The organism is Streptomyces sp. NPDC058052 (assembly GCF_042885515.1).
Lineage (GTDB): Bacteria > Actinomycetota > Actinomycetes > Streptomycetales > Streptomycetaceae > Streptomyces.
In genome coordinates this window covers 167,783-185,927 of the sequence record NZ_JBHVRX010000007.1, presented here as the reverse complement: position 1 = coordinate 185,927, position 18,145 = coordinate 167,783, and the positions used below count along the sequence as shown (strand labels likewise).

Below are 18,145 nucleotides of genomic sequence, written 5' to 3'. Positions count from 1 at the left end.
GCATGGCCCTCGATGAGCTGAAGGCCGCCGTACCGGACTTCGCCAAGGACCTGAAGCTGAACCTCGGCTCGGTCATCGGCAACAGCGAGCTCCCGCAGCAGCAGCTGTGGGGCACCGTGCTGGCCTGCGCGATCGCCTCGCGCTCGCCGAAGGTGCTGAAGGAGCTGGAGCCCGAGGCCCAGTCGAACCTGAAGCCCGAGGCGTACCAGGCCGCCAAGTCCGCCGCCGCCGTCATGGCGATGAACAACGTCTTCTACCGGACCCGGCACCTGCTGTCGGACCCCGAGTACGGGACGATGCGGGCCGGTCTGCGGATGAACGTCATCGGCAACCCGGGCGTCGAGAAGGTGGACTTCGAGCTCTGGTCGCTCGCCGTCTCCGCGATCAACGGCTGCGGCCAGTGCCTGGACTCGCACGAGCAGGTCCTGCGCAAGGCCGGCGTCGACCGCGAGACGATCCAGGAGGCGTTCAAGATCGCCGCGGTGATCCAGGCGGTCGCCGTCACCCTGGACGCGGAGGCCGTCCTCGCCGAGTAGCCGGCGGAGCCGTACGGAGGAAGGGCCCCGGAGCGATGCGCTCCGGGGCCCTTCCCCGTGTCCCCGCTACTTCTTGAGCGCCGCGATGAGGGCGAGCGCGTCCTGGCTCATCGGCACGTCGATCCCGGACAGGTCGAGCGCCGGGCCCGTCCCGATCGGATTCCCGTGCTCGTCGAAGGACTGCTGGCGGTAGATCTCGATCCTCAGCTCCGCCTGCCCGTCGAGGATCCACATCCTGCCGCCCTCCTCCCCCTGGTCCTCGAAGAACGCCTGCTCGCCCACGCCCTCGATCTCGCCCAGATAGCCGTGCTGCTCGGCGCGCGCCGCGAACTCGGGTCCGGGGTCGGTGACCTTGTGCAGGGTGTAGCTGATGTCGACGGACTGGCCGGTGGCCTCCGGGCCGAACCCCACCGAGCAGGACGCCTCGCTCAGCACCGGCGTGTCCAGGACGGGCCCCGTGCCGCCCCCGGACCGCTTGCCGAGCACCGCGCCGAGCGCCTTCAGCTCGGCCAGGTCGCAGGGCGCGTCCACCGGCTTGTACCCGCCCAGGTCCGGTCCCGGATCCGCCTTCCGCTCGTACGCGTACAGTCCCGCGCCCCACACCGCCGAGGCGAGGACCGCGCCGGCGAGTCCCCACAGCCAGGGCCGGCGGCCCTGCGGCAGGCGCGGCGGGCGCTCCTCCGTCAGCACCTCGGCCGTCTCGAAGGGGGCACCGCCCTCCAGTTCCGGTTCGGAGATCACGCCTTGCCCTTCCGTTCCGGCGATCCGGGCGCCGGGGTCGGCGCCACCTCGTAGGCGGTCGCGCCCCGCGGCTCGGGGGAGGTGAGCAGCGCCGGTTCCTGGCTCCACGCCTTGAGGTAGCCGACGACGGTGTTGGAGACCGCGACGAGCGGGACGGCGACGACGGCGCCGCCGATGCCGGCGGTCAGACCGCCCGCGGCGACCGCGAGGACCACGGCGAGCGGGTGGACGCGGACGGCCCGGCCGAGGATGAACGGCTGGAGGACGTGGCCCTCGATCTGCTGCACGGCGAGGACCACGACGAGCACCATGAGCGCGGTGAAGACGCCGTTGGTGACGAGCGCGACCAGCACCGCGAGGGCGCCGGAGATGACGGCGCCGACGAGCGGGATGAAGGCGAAGAGGAAGATGAAGACGGCGAGCGGGACCGCCATCGGCACGTCGAGGAAGTACAGGCCGAGGCCGATGAAGACCGCGTCGATGAGGGCGACCAGGACGGTGCCGCGCACATAGGCGGTGAGGGTGCGCCAGGCGCGCGGACCCGCGCCGGCGACCCCGGGCCGGGCCTGCGCCGGGACGAGCTTGAGCGTCCACTCCCAGACCTTCTTCCCGTCGTAGAGCAGGAAGAGGGTGGAGAACATGGCGAGCAGGATGCCGGTCATGGTCTCGACGATGACCGTGACGCCCTGGAGGCCGGCGGAGGTGATCTGCTCGGCGTTGGCGCCGATGGTGTCGCTGAGGTTCTTGGCGATGTCGTTGATCTGGCGCTCGGTGACGTGGAAGGGGCTGTCCAGGAGCCAGCGCTTCAGCTCCTCGATGCCGTCCCTGACCCGGTCGGTGAGGTTGTCGATGTTGTCCATCACCTGCCACACCACGAACCAGCCGACCAGCCCCATCACGACGAAGCCGGAGATGGCGGTGATGGCGGTGGCGAGCCCGCGCGGCACGCCCATGGTCCGCAACCGGGCGACAGTCGGCTGGAGCAGCGCGGTCACCAGGAGCGCGGCGACGAAGGCGAGGACGACGAGCTGGACGGAGCTGATGACCCGCATCAGCACCCAGACGGTGCCGGCGAGGACGAGGAGACGCCAGCCGGCCTCGCCGGCGACCCGCAGGCCCCACGGGATGGCGGAGACCGGGTCGGGCCGGGCGGGGACGGCGGGGGCGTAGGCCGGCGGCGCGGGGACGGTACGGCCCTCGGCGACGGCGACCGCCCCGGCGTCGGACGCGGCGGCGGAGCCGTCGGACGGCTCGGCGGCCGGCACCCCGGCCCGCGGCGCCGCGTCCGGAGCGGGCGTCGCCCTCGGCCGCTCGTAGGGCGGTCCGGCCTCCTCCCCGGGCCGGTCGGCCTCGGCGCGCCGGGCGTCCAGTTCGCTTCCGATGCGGCTGATGCCCTCGCCCAGTCGGCGCAGCCATCCTGGCAGTCTCGACATCTCGTTCCTCTTCCCCCCGTTCGGTCCCTGGCAACCTACACGCAGGGAGCCCCGCACCGTAGGACGGTGCGGGGCTCCCCGGGGTTGAGCGAGTGCCGGTCTAGTACCAGCGGTTGGCCTGCCAGAACGACCAGGCGCCACAGGGGCTGCCGTAGCGGCCGTTCATGTAGCTGAGACCCCACTTGATCTGGGTGGCGGGGTTGGTCTGCCAGTCGGCGCCGGCCGAGGACATCTTGGTGCCCGGCAGCGCCTGGACGAGACCGTAGGCGCCCGAGGACGGGTTCTGCGCCCGGTAGTTCCAGCCGGACTCGTGGTCCACGATGTTGCTGAAGCACTGGAACTGCGAGGCCGGGATCATCTGGCGGGCGATCGCCTTGACCTCGGAGATGGAGTACGAGCCCTGCGCGGAGAAGCTGGACGCGTCGCGGACGGCCTCGCGGCTGGCGCGCTCGGCCTTCTCGCGGGCCTCCTGCTCCTCGCGCTCCTTCTTCTCCTGCTCGGCCTTCTCGTCGGCGGCCTTCTTCTTCGCCTCGGCGTCCTCGGCGGCCTTGAAGCGGGCGGCCTCCTCGGCGTTCTTGCGCACGGTGGCGTCCGCGGCGGCGGCCTGGACGTCGGCCTGCTCCGCGAGGGAGGCGACCTGTACCTGCGCCTGCGCGCCCGCGGGAATGTCCGCGAGCAGCGTGCTGTCGGCCGCGGCGGCCTCGAAGTTGTCGTCCGAAGTGGCCTGCGCGGCGTTGCCCGTGGCAACTCCGACGACGGCGCCGACGGTGGTGACCGCAGTGGCAGACGCCACCGCGAATCCCCGGACCGAGATCCGGCTCACACGGTTTCCTTCCAGCATCGCCCGCAGCGGTGACCACGCGGGCGAAATCGTGCCCCTGGCGCTGGTCTTCGTCGTACCGGGTCACAGAAGACACGGGCCCGTGGTGCTGTGGGCGGCATACGGCGACGGTTGTGGAGTTGTGCGGTGCTGTTGTGCGGGGCTTCGAACGGGCGAAGGTGCACGGGTGCCGTATGCGGGGCCTGACGGAAGCAAGACTTTGCCGGACGCGGACACCGCAAGGCAATTCCGTGTTGCGTGTGAAAGCTCACACCCCTGCGGGCGCAGGTGTTTTGACGGATGTTGCGGACATGGGGGCGCCGTCCGGCTAAGCTCCTGCGCTTCGCCGGACGGCGCCAACTCCCGTACGGGAGTCAATGGGTACGAATCGGGCACCCGTGTCCTACAGGTGGTTGTCCTCCAGCATCTCGGTGACCAGGGCCGCGATCTGGGACCGCTCCGAGCGGGTCAGGGTGACGTGCGCGAAGAGCGGATGCCCCTTCAGCTTCTCGACCACGGCGACGACTCCGTCGTACCGCCCCACCCGCAGGTTGTCCCGCTGGGCCACGTCGTGGGTGAGGACCACCCGCGAATTCGCGCCGATACGGGACAGAACGGTCAGCAGGACGTTCCGCTCCAGGGACTGGGCCTCGTCGACGATGACGAAGGCGTCATGGAGCGAGCGGCCCCGGATGTGGGTGAGCGGAAGGACCTCCAGCATCCCCCGGGACAGCACCTCCTCGATCACCTCGCGGCCCGCGACCGACGAGAGCGTGTCGAAGACCGCCTGCGCCCAGGGGCTCATCTTCTCCGACTCGCTGCCCGGCAGATAGCCGAGGTCCTGGCCGCCGACCGCGTACAGCGGACGGAAGACCATCACCTTCTGGTGCTGCCGGCGCTCCAGGACGGCCTCCAGACCCGCGCAGAGCGCGAGCGCCGACTTGCCCGTGCCGGCCCGGCCGCCCATCGAGATGATCCCGACCTCCGGGTCGAGGAGCAGGTCGAGTGCGATCCGCTGCTCGGCGCTGCGGCCCCGGATCCCGAACGCCTCCCGGTCGCCGCGGACCAGCCGCACGTTCCCGTCGGCGCCGACGCGGCCGAGCGCCTTGCCGCGCTCCGACTGGAGCACCAGGCCGGTGTGCACGGGCAGCTCGGACGCCTCCGGCACGTACAGCCGCTCCTGGTCGTACAGGAGGTCGATCTGCTCGGCGGAGAGGCTCAGCTCGGACATCCCGGTCCACCCGTTGGCGTCCGTGATGGCCAGTTCGGCCCGGTACTCCTCGGCGAGCAGGCCCACCGAGGACGCCTTGATGCGCAGCGGCAGGTCCTTGGAGACGACCGTGACGTCGTACCCCTCGGCCTGGAGGTTGCGCGCCACGGCGAGGATCCGGGAATCGTTGTCGCCCAGCCGGTAGCCGGCCGGCAGGACGCCGGGGTCGGAGTGGTTGAGCTCGACCCGCAGCGTGCCGCCGAGATCCCCGATGGGCAGGGGGGCGTCCAGGCGTCCGTACCGGACCCGGAAGTCGTCCAGCAGGCGCAGGGCCTGGCGGGCGAAGTAGCCGAGTTCGGGGTGGTGCCTCTTCGCCTCCAGCTCGGTCACCACCACGATGGGGAGCACGACCTCGTGCTCCTCGAAGCGGGACATCGCCTTGGGATCGGCGAGCAGGACGCTGGTGTCGAGAACATAGGTGCGCCGATCGGAAAGGCGGCGCTTCGTGCTGGTCACCACGGAAGGACAGACCCCCTCTGAAGACCCGAATGAGGCCGGGGTGCGACGGAATCACCGTTGTCGCGGCGGAATGGGACCGGGATCGGACCGCCCAGCGCGGGCCGAACACCGGCCCTCCGCTTCTCCCGTACGTGTCCCGCACGGTCGTCCTGGTGCAAGGGGCCTCCCGGGTGGCGGTCTCCGTGCCGCTCACTTCACCAGGCTTATGCCCTCGAACACTCCCCGCCATGCCAGGGCATATGACGGCGTGTTCATGAACGTCCGGTGACTCCCCCGGGCTCGCCCGTCGAGAGGGGTGGAAGGGGGCTCAGGAGCCGTAGCGCCGGTGCCGGGCGGCGTAGTCGCGCAGCGCCCGCAGGAAGTCGACCTTGCGGAAGGCCGGCCAGTGGACCTCGCAGAAGTAGTACTCGGAGTGGGCGCTCTGCCACAGCATGAATCCGGACAGGCGCTGCTCCCCGCTGGTGCGGATCACCAGGTCCGGGTCGGGCTGCCCGCGCGTGTACAGGTGCTCCGAGATGAGGTCGATGGAGACGGTCTCCGCCAGCTCCTCGAAGCTGGTGCCGCGCTCGGCGTGGTCCAGGAGGAGGGAGCGGACCGCGTCCGCGATCTCCTGCCGGCCGCCGTAGCCGACGGCGACGTTCACCAGTATCCCGGCGTTGCCCCGGGTGGACTCCTCGGCCTCCTTGAGGACCGTCTGGGTCCGGGCCGGCAGCAGATCCATGGTGCCGACGTGGTGCACCCGCCAGCGCCCGTCGGAGGCGAGCGCCTTCACCGCGTCCTCGATGATCCCGAGCAGCGGGACGAGCTGCTCCTCGGGGCGGTTCAGGTTGTCCGTGGAGAGCATCCAGAGGGTGACGACCTCGACGTCGGTCTCGGCGCACCAGCCGAGGAGCTCCCGGATCTTGTCCGCGCCCGCCTTGTGTCCCTGCTCGGGGGTGCCGCCGGACGCCTTGGCCCAGCGCCGGTTGCCGTCGAGGATGACCCCGATGTGCTTGGGCACCTGAGCGTGGTCGAGACGGCCTTCCACCCGGCGCGCGTAGAGCCCGTACACCAGGTCGCGCAGGTTCACTGTTCTTTACCCCTCCATGGGCGGGCGGTTCGCAAGCCGCCACCCTACTGCGGTCGGATGAAGGGTCCCAGTCCGGGCGTGTCACAACTCCGTACGGGACTGTCACAAGTCCGTGATAAGCAGAGATACGTGACTGAATCCCCCCTCTACCGCGCCGCCGCGGAGCGCTACGACTCCATGGAGTACCGCCGCTCGGGCCGCAGCGGGCTCAAGCTCCCCGCCGTCTCCCTCGGCCTCTGGCACAACTTCGGCGACGACCGCACGCTGGACTCGCAGCGGGCGCTCCTCCGCCGCGCCTTCGACCTCGGCGTCACCCACTTCGACCTGGCGAACAACTACGGCCCGCCGCCCGGCTCGGCCGAGCTGAACTTCGGCAAGATCTTCGCGCAGGACTTCGCGCCCTACCGGGACGAGCTGATCGTCTCGACCAAGGCCGGGTACGAGATGCACCCCGGCCCGTACGGCGAGTGGGGCTCCCGCAAGTACCTGCTGTCGTCGCTCGACGCCTCCCTGAACCGGATGGGCCTCGACTACGTCGACATCTTCTACTCGCACCGCTTCGACCCGGAGACCCCGCTGGAGGAGACCATGGGGGCGCTCGCCTCCGCGGTCCAGCAGGGCAAGGCGCTGTACGTCGGCGTCTCCTCGTACAACGCGGAGCAGACCGCCGAGGCCGCGCGGCTGCTGAAGGAGATGGGCGTCCCGGCCCTGATCCACCAGCCCTCGTACTCGATGATCAACCGCTGGACCGAGGACGACCGGCTGCTCGACACCCTGGAGACCGCCGGCATGGGCTGCATCTCCTTCGTGCCGCTGGCCCAGGGCCTGCTCACCGGCAAGTACCTGAAGGGCGTCCCGGAGGGCTCCCGCGCCACCCAGGGCAAGTCCCTCGACCCGAACCTGCTCTCCGACGAGGTGCTGCGACGGCTGCGCGGCCTCGCGGAGATCGCCGGGCGGCGCGGGCAGTCGCTGGCCCAGCTGGCGCTGAAGTGGGTGCTGCGCGATCCGCGGATGACCTCGGCCCTGATCGGCGCGTCGAGCGTCGGGCAGCTGGAGGAGAACGTGGCGGCGCTGGCCTCCGCGCCGCTGACGGAGGCGGAGCTGAAGGAGATCGACCACTTCGCCGTCGACACCGAGGGCACCAACATCTGGGCCCGCCGGGGCTGACGCCCGCCGGGTCCGGGGACCCGGGAAAGAAAAAACGGGCCGGTCCGTGGGGGGGATACGGACCGGCCCGAGGGGGGGGTTCCACCATAACCCTTCGTTAGTCGGGCTGCGCGCCACCTGCGCCGAACGAAGCCGCCGGATTTCCCCGGATCCCAGGCGCCCCAAGGGGTCCGGGCCCCTGTGGCGGGTTTGCGCCCCGGCGTGGCGGCGGACTTCCGTCCCTCCGACGGGGGAACGCCCCGGCCCCGCGCCACGTTGACGCCCGGGCTGGTGGACGCGGGTGGAGTGGCGCTCCGCGACGGTCCGGTGGCGCTGCGGAGCCGCGCGGACGGCGGAGCGGACCCGGCCCCTCAGGGCACGCCGGTGAAGGCGCCGAGGGCCAGCCCCAGGAGGGCGCCGGAGAGCATGAACGGGCCGAACGGGATGGCGGAGGAACGGCCCGCCCGGCCGAGAAGGACGCGCCCGAAGCCGTATCCCGCGCCGAGCAGGAAGCCCAGGAAGGCGCCGGTGAAGAGCACGCCCCAGCCGTACCAGCCGAGGGCGGCGCCCAGCGGCAGGGCCAGTTTCACGTCGCCGAAGCCGAGGCCCTGCGGGCTGATCAGGTGCAGCGCCAGATAGCCGCCGCCGAGCGCGAGGGCGCCGAGCAGGGCGTGGGTCCAGGACCCGGCGTCGTACGGGAGGAGCTCGGCGGCCCCCAGCAGCAGCGGCACGGCCAGCGCGAGCGGCAGGGTCAGCCCGTCCGGCAGCCGCTGCACCCGGACGTCGACGCAGGCGAGCAGCACCCCGAAGGGCGCGGCGAGCAGCCAGACGGCGAGCTCCGGCCGGGGCCCGCCGGTGGCGGCGGCCAGCAGCGCGCAGACCGCCGCGGTCAGCACCGGCACCGCGAACGGCGCCGGCGTGGTCGCGCACCCGGCCCGGCCGGGCCCGCCGAGCCATCCGCGGCCCGGTCCGGCGAGCCGGTGCCCCGCCGGGCACAGCTCCCGCCAGGGCTCCTCGGGCTCCACGGACAGCCGGTACGCGGCCCGGGGCACGAGCAGCCCCACGGCGGCACCCCAGAGGGCGGCGAGAACGATCAGCGAGGCGTACACGGCCCGACCTTAGGTCTAAGGTCGGGCGCATGGGGCGGAGTTGGCGGGACGGGACGGCGGCGCTGACGGTGCCGGGGGGCGCGGTGGTCCCGCTGGAGATCGCCGCCTCGTACCGGGCGCGGCGGCGCGGGCTGCTCGGGCGGGACGGCGTCGCCGGGGCGATGCTCCTCACCCCGGCGAGCAGCGTCCACACCTTCGGCATGCGCTTCCCGATCGACGTCGCCCACCTCGACCGGGACCTGCGGGTCCTCGCGGTCGTCACCATGCCCCCGGGCCGGCTCGGGGCGCTCCGGCTCCGCGCCCGGCACGTGGTGGAGGCGGAGGCGGGCGCGATGGCGGGATGGGGGCTGCGGCCGGGGGTGCGGGTGACGGTCGCGCCGGAGCCCGGCGGGGACGGTCAGGGCGGGCCCGGGCCGAGGAGGGTGAAGGCGCCGTAGACCGCGGAGGCCAGGGCGAGGACGGCGAGGACCGTGGCGGCGGTGCCGGTGCGCAGCCGGGCGAGCGCGGCGGCGGGCGGCAGCAGCAGGCCGAAGGCGGGCATCATCAGGCGCGGCCGGGAGCCGAAGTACGCGGCACCGACGAGCGACACCACGACGACGCCCACCGTGTAGACGAGCAGCGGCAGCGGCTGGCGCTGCCGGACGCAGAGCGCCACCAGCCACGCCAGGAGCGCGAGCGCCGCGCACAGGCCGAGCGCCGCGGGCCACGGCAGGGAGACGATGAAGCGGGCGAGGGCGACGCCGCCGTCGATGGAGTTCCCCCACGCGGCCTGCACGTCGAAGTAGGCGGTGGCGCTCGACTCGCGCACCCCGACGTACACGACGTACCCGAGCCAGCCGAGCGGCGCGAGCAGCACCCCGGCGACCGTCCGCCACGGCAGCCGCCGGTCGCTGACCAGCGCCACGAGCGCGGTGACGCCGAGGGCGGCGATCAGCGCGGCGGCCGTGGGACGGGTGAGTCCGGCGAGCGCGCAGAGCAGTCCGGCGAGGATCCAGCGGCCGCGCAGCACCGCGTACAGCGACCAGGCGGCACACGCGGTGAACAGCGTCTCGGTGTACGCCATCGACTGCACGAACGCGGTCGGGTACACCCCCCACAGCACGGCCAGCAGGACCCCGGCGCGCGCCGAGACGACGTGCTCGCCGCAGCGGAAGAGGCCCCAGGCGGCGGCGACCGACGCGGTCCAGGAGACCAGCAGCCCGGCGCCGGCGGCGTCGAGCGGCAGGACGGCGGCCAGGCCCCGTTCGAGGGCCGGGAGGAGCGGGAAGAACGCCAGGTCGGCGTGGACGTCCCCGTTCGGGAGCGTGACCTGGTACCCGTATCCGTGCTCGGCGATCCGCACGTACCAGACCGCGTCCCAGCGCCCGCTCAGCCGGTGGAACCCGTCCTTGCCGGTCGCGGCGGCGGCGACGGCGAGGACGGCGAGCCCGAGGATCCGGGTGGCGGCGTACCCGCCGAGGGCGAGCAGGATCGGGGAACGGCTGGTCGGCGGGGACATGCGCCCGATTATCCCGAGGCGCCCCGGGCCGCCCCGGGCCGCCCCGCGCGGGCCGCGGAGGGGTGCCCTCGGCCGGCGCGGAGGGGCACCCTCGGCCGGCGCGGAGGGGCGGCCTCGGCCGGCTACGCGAGGAGGCGGGAGACCGTGACGGCGGCCGCGGCAAGCAGCAGCGCGACGGCGACCAGTTGCCAGGTGCGGCGCCGGGAGCGCAGCCGGACGACCCGGGGCGCGGCGCGCCCCGGGATCACGACGTACACCCGGTGGGGGTGGGCGTCGTGCGTGACGCGGGCCAGCGACAGGTGGCGGACGCCGACGCGGCGGCCGACCTCGCCGTCGTGGACCCCGAGCCGGGGCTTCAGCCAGGCGGCGACCTCCTCGTCGGCGTCCTCGCCCGCCACCGGGACGACCTCCTCGCCGACGAGGTCCACGCGGCCCCAGGCGTCGAGCTCGTTCGTCCACCCGAACGCCCGGGCGGGCAGGGCCGAGGTCTCCTTGATCTCGTCCACGACCGGCTCGCGGGAGATGACCCCCTCGGTCCACTCCACGTATCTGCCGGTGCCGCCGCAGAACGTGTGGCTCACCGTGCCGGCCCCCTCGCAGTCGGGGCAGGAGCGGGACCCGGTCCCGCCGCACACCGCGCACTTCTTCCGCCCGGCTCCCCGGCACTTCGCGCACGCCGCGTCCTCGGCCCCGCACATCCGGCAGCGGACCCGGGCCGCCGTCTCCCCCTCCGGCCGGTCGGCCGGCACCCGGGCGCGCTTGCCGGTGCCTTCGCAGCCGAGGCAGCACGGGCCCTCACCGCACGCCCCGCAGGGCACGGAGGGGCGGGCACGTCACGTCCCCGGCGCCCCGGCAGCGCGCGCAGTGCTGCCGACCGTTGGTGCAGACGGCGCAGGCCCGGGGGTCCACCGAACCGCGCCGCACCAGCAGCAGGGTGGAGCGGGCGCCGGGGTCGGCGGGGGCGGGCAGCGGGTACCGGTCGATGTCGTCGTACTCGGGCCGGCCGGACAGGTCCTTGCCGCCCCGGTGGAAGCCGGGCCGCTCCTCGCGGGTCTCGACGCAGCGGACTATCTCCCCGTCGACGAGCAGGTGCCGGGTGATGCGGGCGCCCTGCGCGGGGAAGGCCGCGCCGTCTCCCGCCGCGGCCCCGAGGCTGCGCCGCACCGCCGCCAGGACGTCGTCTTCGCTCAGCACGCCTCGACCTCCCGGGGACCCTCGCACGACCCCGGGACGCTACCCCGCCGGCGGGCGTCCGAAGCGCTTCCCGGAGCGGTTCCCGGAGTCCCGCCCGGAGCGGTTCCCGGAGTCCCGCCCGGAGCGGTTCCCGGAGTCCCGCCCGGACCTCAGCCGCGGGGGCGCATGCGCACGAACCGGGCCGCCATGACGGGACCGAGCTGCCGGACGATGCCGTGGCCGGGCTCGTGCGGGGACGGCAGGTCGCCGAGGAAGGAGGTCACGATCACCTCGTCGACGACGGTGTCGCCGCGACCGCACTGCTCCTCCAGGAAGTCGAGGGTGCGGCGCCAGTCGGGCTCCGGCTCCCCCGCGTCGGCGAGCGCGAGGAAGGAGCGGACGGTCCCCTGGACGACGTCCCAGAAGAAGACGTGCGGCAGGACCCCGCCCTGCCGGAAGACATGACTCTCGTACGCGCCGCGGAAGGCGGGCACGCGCACGACGAGATCGTGGACGAGCTGCACGCCGGTCGTGCCGGCGGTCTGAGGACTGGAGTGCGGCATCGGCGGCCCTGCCCCGGAACGTTGTGGTGTTTCGGTCCAGAATGCTCCTGCCCCGAGGTCCTGTCCCGACACTTTTGCGTTTTCCTGGGGACAACTTTCAGCGGGTTTTCCACAGGGGGTGCGAAGTGTCGCCCTTCCGTGGAACCTTGCGCGTATGTACGAGTTGGCGATCCTCGCCCGGGGCGGGGTGCTCCTCACGGTCTGGGCGCTCGCGGCGGGCTGGCCGCCGGGCCGCCTCGCCACGCGCCTGCGGCAGGACGGCTGGCAGCGGATCTGCCGGGGCGCGTGGGCGGCGCCCGGCAAGGAGACGGACTGGCACGTCCGGGAGACCGCCCTCCAGCTGCTCCGCCCGCGGCGGGTGTGCGGCCACGGGACGGCCGCGCGCCTCCACCGCATCGAGGTCCTGGCGCCCCCGCCGGCACCGCCCGGCACCCGGGCGTCGCTGCCGCCGGAGGACGTCTGCCTGCGCCGCGGCCTGCGGGCGACGACGGCCGCGCGGACGGTCGCGGACCTGATACGGGCGAGCGGCAGCAGGGAGCAGGCGGTCGCGACGGCGGACTCGGCCCTGTCCCGCCGGGTGGTCGAGGGCGTGCGGAGGGACCCGCCGGTCCGCTACGAGGAACTGGCCGCGCAGCTGTCCGTCCGCCGCCCCGGAGCCCCGCGCGCCCGCGCCTGGCTCCCGCTGGCCAACCCGGCCGCGGGCTCCCCGGCCGAGACCGTGGCCCGGCTGCGGATGGCCGACGCGTCCCTCCTCCCCGAGTGCCAGCCCGCGCTGCGGACGCCCCGGGGCCAGGTCCTCCACCCGGACTTCCTCTTCCGGGCGGCGGGCCTCGCGGTGGAGGTCGAGGGGTACGCGTACCACGGCACGCGCCGGGCGCACGAACGCGACATCGCCCGCTTCAACGCGCTCCAGTCCTGCCCGGAGGTCCGCCGCGTCCTCCGCTTCACCGCCCGGGAGGTCTTCACCCGCCCGGACCGGATGACGGCGACGGTACGAGCGGCGCTGACGGAACTCGGCGGGACGGACCTCCGCGGGACGGGCCTCCGCGGGTGAGGGGGCCGGGACCCGGAGGGGAGGCGCGCCCGGGAAACGCGCCCGCGCGCACGCCGGTGGGACGGATCCGACTACCCGTCAATCCCCGTTCTCCGGACCGCCTTTGAGCCACATGCGATCCGACGCTGCTCCGCTAGAGTGAAGCACTGGTTTCCTGGGGAAGGGGAAGCGCATGGCACGTCACAGCCCGGTCGAGGTGCAGATCCACACCGGGTCTTTATGGGTCGGCGGTGACGCCTATCCCCTGCGGAACATCTCCCACGTGGGACAGCGCCGCCTCGTACCCGTGAAGAAGAAGATCACCAAGGACCTGATCGTCGGCATCGCCCGGATCTGGTTCGTCGGCGTCTTCGGCATGGTCGCCGCGGGAGCCATCCAGAACGACGTCCTGTACCTGCTCGTCCTCGCCCTCATGGGCTTCATGATCTGGCGGCTCGTCGTCAAGGTGCGGCAGCCCGACCTCCCCGTGCTCTTCGGCCTGATCGTGAACACGGCCGGCACCCAGCGGGACACGGTGTGGAGCACCGAGAAGGGCGAGATCGACCACCTGGTCGTGGAGATCACCAAGGCGATCGGCAAGCCCGACGAGGCCCATCAGACCTTCTACGTCCAGCACGCCGTCCACCACGGCGACATCATCCAGCAGTACGGCGCCAACAGCATCGGACAGGCCAACCACTTCGGCCACGGCAACATCCAGGCAGGGTGACGATGAGCAGCGACCAGATCCACCAGTACGGCGCCGGCAGCATCGGCAAGGCGAGCCACACCGGTTCCGGCGACATCGTGGCCGGCGGCAAGACGGTGGGCGCCGCCGCCACCCCGTCGACGGCCCTCGACGACCTCCTCGCGGCCATCGAAGGACTCCGCACCCACCTGGACGAGACGCGCCGCGCGGAGCTCGACGCGGCCGCGGCGGACCTCGACGCCGACGCCACGCGCGCCGAACTGGAGGGACCGCTCACCCGCATCGCCGGCATCGCGGCGCTCGTGGGCGCGGTGGGCGGACCGGTCGTGGCCGCCGTCCAGGCCCTGCTGGCCGCACTCGGCGCCTGAGCGCTGCGCCCTCGCACCACGCCCGAAGGGCCGCCCGCCGTTCGCCGGCGGGCGGCCCTTCGGCCGTTTCGCGCTCAGGGAGCGGCGGCGGGCGGAACCGTGCGCGGGAACGAGATCTCCACGCGCCGGTTCTTCTTCCGGCCCTCCTCGGTGCGGTTGTCGGCGATCGGGTAGTCCTCGCTGTACCCGCGGATGTCGTACGCGGTCCCCGGCTCCAGCTCCCGCGCGAGCACCTGCTGCACGGCGACGGCCCGCTCCTTGGACAGCTTCAGCCCGTGCTCGTACGTCCCCAGGTTGTCCGTGAACCCGAACACCCGCACCCGCCCGGACCCCTGCGTCCGCACCTCCCCCGCGATGGCGCGGATCCGCGCGGTGGCGGCCGGGCTGAGCCTGGCGCTGTTCTTCGCGAACAGCACCTCGGCCTGGAGCGCGAACGTCACGTCCACGTTCGTGTCCTCGCGCCGCTGCTCGCCGCCCTCCTCCTCGACAATCTGCTTGATGTCGAGCACCTTGGCGGGCGCGAGCGTCGCACCGTCGGGCAGCATCAGCCCCGGCGAGCCGGAATCGATGGCGGGCGGCGGCGAGGAGCTCGTGCTCCCCGGCGGATCGTCCGCGAAAGCGGTCCCCCCGCCCACCGGCCACACCGTGATGACCACGACCGCGAGCGCGGCCAGTCTGCGTCGTCGTCCTGTCGTCGTTGTCATGACGTCGCCTCAGGAGAGCTTGAGCGTGGCGGGTTCGAAGGTGGGCAACTGGAACGAGACCTCGGTGGTGGACGCGGGGGGTGCAGGGAACTGCATGAACACATCAATAGACTTCCCTGCAGGAAGGATGCTCAGTCCCGTTGTGGCCAAGGGGCGGCCGTCCGTGTCGCGCAGAACGTAGTAGCGCTTCTTGGCCAAGCCGTCGACCAAAGTCGCACCGCCGAGCGACGTACCGTGCTTCAAGACCTCCGTCTCATTGCCTCTCACCGCATCAGGGACGGCACGCCCTTTCGCTGCAGTGTTCTTCAGAGTTCCCTTGATCGTGAGGAATCCACCCGCATCGCGCTCAGCGGAACCGATAGCCAGCTCGAATCCGTCCTGCCCCTTCGTAACAACCAGTGGCTCCGTCGGTTCCTCAGTCTCCTGCTCCGCCTGCGTAGGAGCAGGCTGCTGAGAAGACGAGGTTGCCGTGGCCGGCTTGCTTGATGCCTTGGGTTCGCCGTCGGTGCCGCAACCAGCAACGAGCAACGACGCTGAGACCGCGAGAGCGATGAACCCCCCTCTCGCGTGTGAGACATTCATGAAATGCGCTTCCTTTACTCGTCGTCACCGGCCAGTCGAACGCGATAGAGGACATCGACTCCAGGAAGCACAGGGTCCTCCGGGTCGACCTCCCAAGCCTCACCCCCACAGGTGAGCCCCGAGATCGGTTCAGGTTCTTCCTCCTCGGGCTCCGCTGGTGGCGTGTTGGACGGATCCGGCTCCATGCTCGGGTCCGGGCTCGGTTCAGAAGGATTGAACGTGCACAGTGGTTCGAGCACTGCAGAGGCCGACGCTTTGGCACGCCGCTCGGCAGTATCCGGAACTATCGACTCCCCGACGCTCTCCTTACTCTGCACGGCTACGGTGAATCCGAACTCCAGCGGCACGCAATCCTCGAACAGAAGCTCGGCACCATTGGCGGCGGCGAAACCGATCGCACGCTGACACGCCCGCTCCGGTTCATATCCCTCACCCTGGACGAACTGTTGCCACTGTGTCGGATCAGCGATCGCATCGAGCCAACCCTCCCGGAGCTGGTCCCGGGCGTCCTGAGCGGCCCCGAGGGCGGCCGCGTCGGCGGCGGTTTGAGCGCCGTTACGCAGGACTGCGGCCTGTCCGACGGCAAAGTAGACAAAGGCGAGAAAGAGCAATCCGGCGATCACCGCGACGTAAGCGGGAAATGCTTGACCCGACTCTCGCCCTCCGCACCGCACCGCTACCCGGTCAGATCCGCGATCTTGTTCTTGATGGCCGTCAGAATCGTCGTGCCGATGTCCGTACCCGTGATCGCGATGACGATCGCCACCACCACCACAATGATCCCCAGGTACTCCACCGCCGTCTGCCCCCGGTCGCCCCGGGACTGCAGGATGAGTCTGGTCCTGGTCAGGGCTTTCAGCAGCGCGTCGTTCATCGTGGTCCCCTCCGCGGTCTGACGCTTGCGCAGTCGCACGGTACGCCCGTGGTCCCTGTGGTGCACAGGGTCCCTGGCGTCGTTCGTCAGATCGGGTCATGGGCGGGACCTTGTACTCCGGCAGGTTATGGCCTGGGGTGGTGGGTCCGTGGGGAGTTGGGGGAAGTCGCATCGGGGGCCGCCTCATTCGCCGGCGATCGAGCCGAGGTCCGTGCCGGTGCCGAGGAAGAGGCCCGCGCCGAGGAGGATCATCGTGGCCGGGACCATCAGGGTCGTGATGACCATCGTCGCCTTGGGGACCGCCTTCGCGGCCTTGCGCCGCGCGTTCTGCGCGTCCGTGCGGCGCATGTCCTCGGCGATCTGGATCAGCGTGTCGACGATGGGCGCGCCCAGCTCCTCGCCCTGCTGGAGCGCGGTCACGAACTGGGCGACCTGCTCGGAGTCGTTGCGGCGGCGGAGTTCGTCGAACGCCTGGCGGCGGGTGACGCCCATGTCCATCTGGCGGAGGGTGATGCGGAGTTCGTCGGACCAGGGGCCGGAGTACTTGTCCGCGACCCGCTCCAGGGCCTGGCGGAAGCCGAGGCCGGCGGAGACGACGACCGCGAGGACGTCGAGGAAGTCGGGGAGGGTGCGTTCGATCTGGTCCTTGCGGATGCGGACCGCCGACCAGATGCCGACCTCCGTCCAGAAGGCGCCGAAGGCGAAGAGCAGGGCCGCGGTGACGTACGAGCCCTTGGTGAGCATGAGCAGGCCGCCGAGGCCGCCGAGGAAGCCGTAGACGGCCCGCCGCGCCCCGTACCGGTCGATGGTGAGGCCGCCGGGGTTGCCGGCGAGGTCGATGCGGCGGCGGACGGCGCCGACGCGCTTCGGGCCCATCCAGCGGAGGACCGTGGGGGACCAGCGCATGCCGAGGCGGTCGACGGCGGAGTCGACCGCGCCGGTGCGGGTGGCGCCGACCTCCAGGGCGAGGCGGAGGTCGTCGGGGAGCTTGGCGTCCGCGCGGTAGAGGCGCAGGCCGTAGGCGAAGCCGGCGACCGCGAGGCCGGCGAGGAGGGCGAGGGCGAGTTCGAGCATCGGTGGCACCGGCCCCTACACGTCGATCTTCGAGAAGCGGCGGATGACGGCGAAGCCGAGGACGTACAGCGCGCAGGCCACGACGACCGCGCCCTGGCCGAGGGGTGAGCCGGTCATGCGGTCGAGGGCGCCCGGCTGCATGTTGTCGATGAGGAGGAGCGAGCCGAAGCCGATGACCGGGACCGCGTACGCCGTCATGCTCACCTGGGAGAGCTGGGTGCGGACCTCGCGCCGGGTCTCCTTGCGCTGTTCCAGCGTCTCGGTGAGGTTGCGGAGGGAGGAGACGACGGTGCCGCCGGCCCGGTTGGCGAGGACGAGGGTGGTGACGAGGACGACGAGTTCGCGGGAGGGCAGCCGTTCGGCGAGTTCGGCGAGGGCGTCGTCGAGGGAGGTGCCGACGGCCAGCTGCTGGGCCACCTTCTCCAGTTCGTCGCCGGCCGGGGACTCCATCTCGTCCGCCGCGAGGCTGATCGCCATGCGGAGGGCGAGTCCGGCCTGGGTGGCGTTGGCCAGGATGCGGGAGAGTTCGGGGAGCTGGTTGATGAAGCGTTCGATGCGCTTCTGCCGCTGCCAGCCGAGGTAGCCGAGGGCGACCCATATCCCGAGCAGGCCGCAGATCGGGCCGAAGAACGGCGAGAGGGCCGCCTGGCCGATGGTCCAGAGGACGGTCACCGAGGCCGCCAGGGCGACCGTGAACTCGCCCGGGGTCATGTCCAGTCCGGTCGCGGCGATCCGGCGTTCCAGGTTGCGTCCGAGGGCCGTGGCGCGGACCCGCCGGTCCAGGGCGGCGAAGCGGCGCCGGCGGCGGCCGGTCGCCTCGGGGGCGGCGGTCTCGTCGAGGCGGGCGACGAGCGCCGCGTGGCGCCGCGCCCCGTTCGCGTACACCTGGACGCCGGCGACGCCGAGGACGCAGGCGAGCAGCGCCGCTCCGGTCGTCAGCCAGAACGGGTCGGTCAGCGGGGTCGGCGAGGTCATCGAGGCCCT

The 18,145-nt window shown here is 72.3% G+C and carries 22 protein-coding genes; 6 read left to right on the top strand and 16 right to left on the bottom strand.

Annotation, left to right across the window (positions count from 1 at the left end; translation table 11 throughout):
• Positions 1–2: 2 nt before the first annotated feature.
• Positions 3–536, top strand: coding sequence for an alkyl hydroperoxide reductase (locus ACFVU3_RS12850; RefSeq protein ID WP_390065911.1), 534 nt, complete (start codon positions 3–5; stop codon positions 534–536).
• Between the two features lie 66 nt (positions 537–602).
• Here ACFVU3_RS12850 and ACFVU3_RS12845 read toward each other — a convergent pair whose 3' ends face one another.
• From ACFVU3_RS12845 to ACFVU3_RS12825, 5 genes are all read right to left on the bottom strand, one after another.
• Positions 603–1,277, bottom strand: a complete 675-nt coding sequence (locus tag ACFVU3_RS12845; protein WP_390065910.1) for a hypothetical protein — start codon at positions 1,275–1,277, stop codon at positions 603–605.
• The gene (locus tag ACFVU3_RS12840) at positions 1,274–2,710 is read right to left on the bottom strand and encodes an AI-2E family transporter (RefSeq protein ID WP_390065909.1); all 1,437 of its coding nucleotides are present in this window, start codon (positions 2,708–2,710) and stop codon (positions 1,274–1,276) included. The genes ACFVU3_RS12845 and ACFVU3_RS12840 overlap by 4 nt, the downstream gene beginning before the upstream one ends.
• A gap of 100 nt (positions 2,711–2,810) precedes the next feature.
• Entirely contained in the window at positions 2,811–3,533 is a 723-nt protein-coding gene (locus tag ACFVU3_RS12835; protein WP_390065908.1) for a transglycosylase SLT domain-containing protein, read from the bottom strand.
• A gap of 400 nt (positions 3,534–3,933) precedes the next feature.
• Positions 3,934–5,259 (bottom strand): PhoH family protein, encoded by a 1,326-nt coding sequence (locus ACFVU3_RS12830; protein ID WP_390065907.1) that lies wholly within the window; start codon positions 5,257–5,259, stop codon positions 3,934–3,936.
• Between the two features lie 307 nt (positions 5,260–5,566).
• The gene (locus ACFVU3_RS12825) at positions 5,567–6,328 is read right to left on the bottom strand and encodes an isoprenyl transferase (RefSeq protein ID WP_390065906.1); all 762 of its coding nucleotides are present in this window, start codon (positions 6,326–6,328) and stop codon (positions 5,567–5,569) included.
• Positions 6,329–6,457: 129 nt separating this feature from the next.
• On the opposite strand from ACFVU3_RS12825, the gene mgrA reads away from it, so the two are divergent.
• The gene (gene mgrA / locus ACFVU3_RS12820; protein ID WP_390065905.1) at positions 6,458–7,495 is read left to right on the top strand and encodes an L-glyceraldehyde 3-phosphate reductase; all 1,038 of its coding nucleotides are present in this window, start codon (positions 6,458–6,460) and stop codon (positions 7,493–7,495) included.
• Between the two features lie 350 nt (positions 7,496–7,845).
• Here mgrA and ACFVU3_RS12815 read toward each other — a convergent pair whose 3' ends face one another.
• Positions 7,846–8,583 (bottom strand): prepilin peptidase, encoded by a 738-nt coding sequence (locus tag ACFVU3_RS12815; RefSeq protein ID WP_390065904.1) that lies wholly within the window; start codon positions 8,581–8,583, stop codon positions 7,846–7,848.
• 29 nt (positions 8,584–8,612) lie between these two features.
• Between ACFVU3_RS12815 and ACFVU3_RS12810 the strand changes: the two genes are divergently transcribed.
• On the top strand, positions 8,613–9,020 hold the full coding sequence (locus ACFVU3_RS12810) for a DUF192 domain-containing protein (RefSeq protein WP_390065903.1): 408 nt from the start codon (positions 8,613–8,615) through the stop codon (positions 9,018–9,020).
• Here the strand turns inward: ACFVU3_RS12810 and ACFVU3_RS12805 are convergent.
• From ACFVU3_RS12805 to ACFVU3_RS12790, 4 genes are all read right to left on the bottom strand, one after another.
• Positions 8,981–10,081, bottom strand: coding sequence for a mannosyltransferase family protein (locus ACFVU3_RS12805; RefSeq protein ID WP_390065902.1), 1,101 nt, complete (start codon positions 10,079–10,081; stop codon positions 8,981–8,983). The two genes, ACFVU3_RS12810 and ACFVU3_RS12805, sit on opposite strands and share 40 nt — an antisense overlap.
• A gap of 122 nt (positions 10,082–10,203) precedes the next feature.
• Positions 10,204–10,662 carry a hypothetical protein gene (locus ACFVU3_RS12800; protein ID WP_390065901.1) on the bottom strand — a complete coding sequence of 153 codons (459 nt, stop codon included), beginning with the start codon at positions 10,660–10,662 and terminating at the stop codon, positions 10,204–10,206.
• A 214-nt stretch (positions 10,663–10,876) separates the two neighbouring features.
• Complete coding sequence (locus ACFVU3_RS12795; protein WP_390065900.1) at positions 10,877–11,275, bottom strand: hypothetical protein; 399 nt, start codon at positions 11,273–11,275, stop codon at positions 10,877–10,879.
• 149 nt (positions 11,276–11,424) lie between these two features.
• Positions 11,425–11,817: a hypothetical protein gene (locus ACFVU3_RS12790; protein WP_390065899.1), complete on the bottom strand. Its 393-nt coding sequence runs from the start codon at positions 11,815–11,817 to the stop codon at positions 11,425–11,427.
• A 154-nt stretch (positions 11,818–11,971) separates the two neighbouring features.
• Here ACFVU3_RS12790 and ACFVU3_RS12785 point away from each other — a divergent pair, with 154 nt between their 5' ends.
• The 3 genes from ACFVU3_RS12785 (at position 11,972) to ACFVU3_RS12775 (ending at position 13,927) form a co-directional block, all read left to right on the top strand.
• Positions 11,972–12,871 (top strand): hypothetical protein, encoded by a 900-nt coding sequence (locus ACFVU3_RS12785; RefSeq protein WP_390065898.1) that lies wholly within the window; start codon positions 11,972–11,974, stop codon positions 12,869–12,871.
• Positions 12,872–13,043: 172 nt separating this feature from the next.
• A complete protein-coding gene (locus ACFVU3_RS12780; RefSeq protein ID WP_390065897.1) occupies positions 13,044–13,580 on the top strand; it encodes a DUF6232 family protein in 537 nt (178 codons plus the stop codon).
• A gap of 2 nt (positions 13,581–13,582) precedes the next feature.
• The gene (locus ACFVU3_RS12775) at positions 13,583–13,927 is read left to right on the top strand and encodes a hypothetical protein (RefSeq protein WP_390065896.1); all 345 of its coding nucleotides are present in this window, start codon (positions 13,583–13,585) and stop codon (positions 13,925–13,927) included.
• 74 nt (positions 13,928–14,001) lie between these two features.
• Here the strand turns inward: ACFVU3_RS12775 and ACFVU3_RS12770 are convergent, their stop codons facing one another.
• From ACFVU3_RS12770 to ACFVU3_RS12745, 6 genes are all read right to left on the bottom strand, one after another.
• Positions 14,002–14,631, bottom strand: a complete 630-nt coding sequence (locus ACFVU3_RS12770; protein WP_390065895.1) for an OmpA family protein — start codon at positions 14,629–14,631, stop codon at positions 14,002–14,004.
• A 9-nt stretch (positions 14,632–14,640) separates the two neighbouring features.
• Positions 14,641–15,213 (bottom strand): hypothetical protein, encoded by a 573-nt coding sequence (locus ACFVU3_RS12765; protein WP_390065894.1) that lies wholly within the window; start codon positions 15,211–15,213, stop codon positions 14,641–14,643.
• A 14-nt stretch (positions 15,214–15,227) separates the two neighbouring features.
• The gene (locus ACFVU3_RS12760) at positions 15,228–15,887 is read right to left on the bottom strand and encodes a pilus assembly protein TadG-related protein (protein ID WP_390065893.1); all 660 of its coding nucleotides are present in this window, start codon (positions 15,885–15,887) and stop codon (positions 15,228–15,230) included.
• Positions 15,888–15,889: 2 nt separating this feature from the next.
• Positions 15,890–16,087 (bottom strand): Flp family type IVb pilin, encoded by a 198-nt coding sequence (locus tag ACFVU3_RS12755; protein WP_390065892.1) that lies wholly within the window; start codon positions 16,085–16,087, stop codon positions 15,890–15,892.
• Between the two features lie 183 nt (positions 16,088–16,270).
• On the bottom strand, positions 16,271–17,161 hold the full coding sequence (locus tag ACFVU3_RS12750) for a DUF5936 domain-containing protein (protein WP_390065891.1): 891 nt from the start codon (positions 17,159–17,161) through the stop codon (positions 16,271–16,273).
• Between the two features lie 15 nt (positions 17,162–17,176).
• On the bottom strand, positions 17,177–18,136 hold the full coding sequence (locus tag ACFVU3_RS12745; protein ID WP_390065890.1) for a type II secretion system F family protein: 960 nt from the start codon (positions 18,134–18,136) through the stop codon (positions 17,177–17,179).
• Between the last annotated feature and the right edge of the window lie 9 nt (positions 18,137–18,145).

Coding starts and splice junctions, on each gene's coding strand:
- ACFVU3_RS12755 (WP_390065892.1), bottom strand. CDS start 16,087: ATGAACGACGCGCTGCTGAAAGCCCTGACCAGGACCAGACTCATCCTG.
- ACFVU3_RS12790 (WP_390065899.1), bottom strand. CDS start 11,817: ATGCCGCACTCCAGTCCTCAGACCGCCGGCACGACCGGCGTGCAGCTC.
- ACFVU3_RS12840 (WP_390065909.1), bottom strand. CDS start 2,710: ATGTCGAGACTGCCAGGATGGCTGCGCCGACTGGGCGAGGGCATCAGC.
- ACFVU3_RS12775 (WP_390065896.1), top strand. CDS start 13,583: ATGAGCAGCGACCAGATCCACCAGTACGGCGCCGGCAGCATCGGCAAG.
- ACFVU3_RS12750 (WP_390065891.1), bottom strand. CDS start 17,161: ATGCTCGAACTCGCCCTCGCCCTCCTCGCCGGCCTCGCGGTCGCCGGC.
- ACFVU3_RS12765 (WP_390065894.1), bottom strand. CDS start 15,213: ATGAATGTCTCACACGCGAGAGGGGGGTTCATCGCTCTCGCGGTCTCA.
- ACFVU3_RS12745 (WP_390065890.1), bottom strand. CDS start 18,136: ATGACCTCGCCGACCCCGCTGACCGACCCGTTCTGGCTGACGACCGGA.
- ACFVU3_RS12780 (WP_390065897.1), top strand. CDS start 13,044: ATGGCACGTCACAGCCCGGTCGAGGTGCAGATCCACACCGGGTCTTTA.
- ACFVU3_RS12850 (WP_390065911.1), top strand. CDS start 3: ATGGCCCTCGATGAGCTGAAGGCCGCCGTACCGGACTTCGCCAAGGAC.
- ACFVU3_RS12810 (WP_390065903.1), top strand. CDS start 8,613: ATGGGGCGGAGTTGGCGGGACGGGACGGCGGCGCTGACGGTGCCGGGG.
- ACFVU3_RS12785 (WP_390065898.1), top strand. CDS start 11,972: ATGTACGAGTTGGCGATCCTCGCCCGGGGCGGGGTGCTCCTCACGGTC.
- ACFVU3_RS12805 (WP_390065902.1), bottom strand. CDS start 10,081: ATGTCCCCGCCGACCAGCCGTTCCCCGATCCTGCTCGCCCTCGGCGGG.
- ACFVU3_RS12770 (WP_390065895.1), bottom strand. CDS start 14,631: ATGACAACGACGACAGGACGACGACGCAGACTGGCCGCGCTCGCGGTC.